The sequence below is a fragment of the Actinosynnema sp. genome (genome assembly GCF_052038725.1).
Genome location: NZ_JBQGCX010001226.1, coordinates 1 through 2,789, shown reverse-complemented (window position 1 = coordinate 2,789; position 2,789 = coordinate 1). Strand labels below are relative to the sequence as shown.

Annotated in this window: 1 protein-coding gene and 1 pseudogene; both read left to right on the top strand. The window is 75.1% G+C overall.

All coding sequences use genetic code 11. The features are described 5' to 3' along the window. The first annotated feature begins 68 nt into the window (after nt 1-68). Nucleotides 69-227 carry a DUF6760 family protein gene (locus tag ACTUAL_RS25740; protein WP_177154659.1) on the top strand — a complete coding sequence of 53 codons (159 nt, stop codon included), beginning with the start codon at nt 69-71 and terminating at the stop codon, nt 225-227. 296 nt (nt 228-523) lie between these two features. Then, nucleotides 524-2,789 (top strand): annotated as a pseudogene (locus tag ACTUAL_RS25735) (hypothetical protein); the annotation flags it as partial.

The window sequence follows — 2,789 nt, the reverse complement described above, 5'->3', positions numbered from 1 at the left end:
GGCGTGGCGTGCCCGTCGTGCGGGGCCGCGTTCGAGGTCGACCTGGCCGGTGGTCGCCTGGGGGAATCGTGACGTACGCGGCCGACCGCCTGCACGAGGAGGTCGCGTACGTGGCCTACCACTTCCACTGGTCCCGCGACGAGGTCCTGGACCTGGAGCACCACGAGCGCAGGCGGTGGGTCGCGGAGATCGCGCGGATCAACACGAGGGTGAACGAGGGGAGGTGAACCGGGTGCGCTGGGGATTCCGCAGGCGGGGCGGGGAGGCCGGGGCTCCCGCTGGTTCCGCTGGGGGCGCCGGGAGTGCTCGGAGCGCCGTTGACGGGCCGGTCGCGGCGCAGCGCCGTTCGGCGCCGCTGCCGCCGTGGGACGGGGGGTGGCGGGCGGCCCCGAGCGGCGGTGGCGTGTTGGGCGGGCGGGTCCCGGTGGGCGACGGGTTGCGCTTCCGCGACGGCCTCGCCTCCTGGCAGGACCACACGGTGGGCACGGGGCCGATGGGGCACTCGCTCAGGGCGGACGCGCCCGTGGGCGTGGTGCGCGGGGTGGCCCAACTGCGCCCGCTGGCCACGCCGGAGTACGGGGACAGCGGCGATCTCGTCTTCCGCGCCAACGGGGTCGACGAGCCGGGCGCGGGACCGGCGGCGGTGCAGCGGATTGCGGACGGTTCCGCGCGCCGCCGGGCGCAGCGCGCGGAGAAGCCGGTGAGCAGGACTGCCGACAGCTCGCCGAGCGGTGAGCCTTCCGCCGCATCGCCGAGCGTTCGGCCTCCCGCCGCGCCGCCGAGCGTTGAGCCTTCCGCTGCACCGGTCGTGGGCAGCGGGGTGCCGACGCGCGTTGCCACGCCTGGCCGGAAGATGCCAGGGGCCAAGAGGGGCAACTGGATCCAACGCCTCCTCAACCGCGAGCCCGCTACGCGGCCGGAGGACCCCGCGCCCGTTGTGCGGCGACCGGAGACCTCTTCGGCGAGCACGCCGCTGGTCAGCCTGCGGGAACCGGCTGCCGCGCCGCCCGCCAGGGAGTTCGTGCAGCGCCGTGCCGCGACACCGGCGGAACCCGCCGCCCCCACCGCGCCCCAGGTGCAGCGCAGCGCCGCCGCGCAACTCGTGAACCTGCCCAAGCGCACCGTCCGAGTCGTCCCGAACTCGGTCCGCCCCGCCAAGGCCACTCCCCACAAGCCCGCGGCACCGAAGCCCACCGCGCCCAATCCCACTTCGCCGAAGCCCACTTCAGCGAAGCCGAGCACACCGAATCCGGCCGCGCCTGAACCGACCGCGCCCAAGCCGGTCCAGCCCAAGCTGGCCGCGTCCAAGCCGACCGCGCCCAAGCCGACTGCACCCGAGTCGACCGCATCCCGCCCTGCCGCGCCCGAACCCGCAGCGAGCCCTGCTCCGGTGTCCACGGCGAGTGCTCCGGTGGTTGAGGCGAGTGCTGATGTGCAGCGCTCGGTTCCACTGCTGCCGTTGACCCGCCCGCTGATCGCCGCCCGCACCCCGGAGAACCTGCCCACCCGGCAGATCCCCGCCGTGGTCCAACGCGCCACTCCGACGACACGACAGCCGCAGGCGCAAACAAGCACCCCGGTCACCGTCTCCCCACCACCGACCGCCGCCACCCCGGAGCTGCCGCTCGCGACTCAGGCCAAGAACGCCCCGGAGGCCGCTCCCACCGCGGCGCCGGACGTTCAGCGCTCGGTGGACACGACGAAGCCCTCGGCGCGTCCCGAGACCGCCGCGTCGGAACCGAGGACCAGGCCGAGGACCGCGCCCGTGCTGGGCGCCCCGCTCCTCCCCTCGGCTCCAGCCTCGGCCACTCCCGCGACACCGGCACGTCCCGGCGCGGTCCGGCCGAGCGGACTCGGCGCCCCGATCAGCGCCATCCCGGCCAGCGCCATGCCCACCACGAACCCGCTGGCGCCGATTCAGCGCGCCGCCACCAACCGCAGTGACACGCCCCTTCGGCACAGCACCACCAAGAACGGCTCCCACCAGCCGATTCCCGCCAAGCCCAGTACCGCCCCCAAGCCCGATGCCACCCCCGAGCCGACTGCCGCCAAGCCCACCACAGGCGCGCCTGTTGCTGCCACGCCTGCTGCCGCCAAGCCCGCTGCTGCCACGCCCGCTGCTGCCACGCCCCGGGTGATCGGGGCCGATGCGGTGGTTCAACGCATGGTGCCGCTCTCCCCGGACCAGCCGATCGCGAGCCTGCGGGCTTCCTCCGCGCGACCCGCGGTGGTTCATCCTGTGGTCGCCCAGCGCAAGCAGAACTCGCCCCTCGCCTCTCCCAGGGCGGTGGTCAGCCCCACCGGTCTCCCGCTGGTCCGCCCGACCACTCCGGTCCCGGCTCCCGTCCAGCGCGCCACCAGCCCGGCGCCGCTGATCACCAGGAACCCGTTGCGCCCCAAGCTCTCCGCGTCCCCAGCGTCCCCAGCGTCCCCAGCGAGCGCCGATCCGGCGGTCCAGCGCGCCGCGAAGCCTGTTGCGCGCCCCACCCCGGTCGTCCGCCCGACCCCACCCCGCCGCCTGGACACCGGACCGCCGTCCACCTCGGCGCCGCACCAGGTGCCCGCCGTGCCGGTAGTCCCGGTGACGGCGGTCCAACGCGCCTCAACCCCGTGGAACACCGTCCCGCAGGGCAGCGCACCCCAAACCAGTGCAGCCCGCACCAGCACCATCCAGACCGGCACCTTCCAGACCGGCGCAACCCCAACCACCGTTCAGCGAACCGCAAGCCCGAGCACCACGCCCCCGAGCGTCGCAGGCGCGACCACCGGTCCAGTCGCCACCAGCCCGG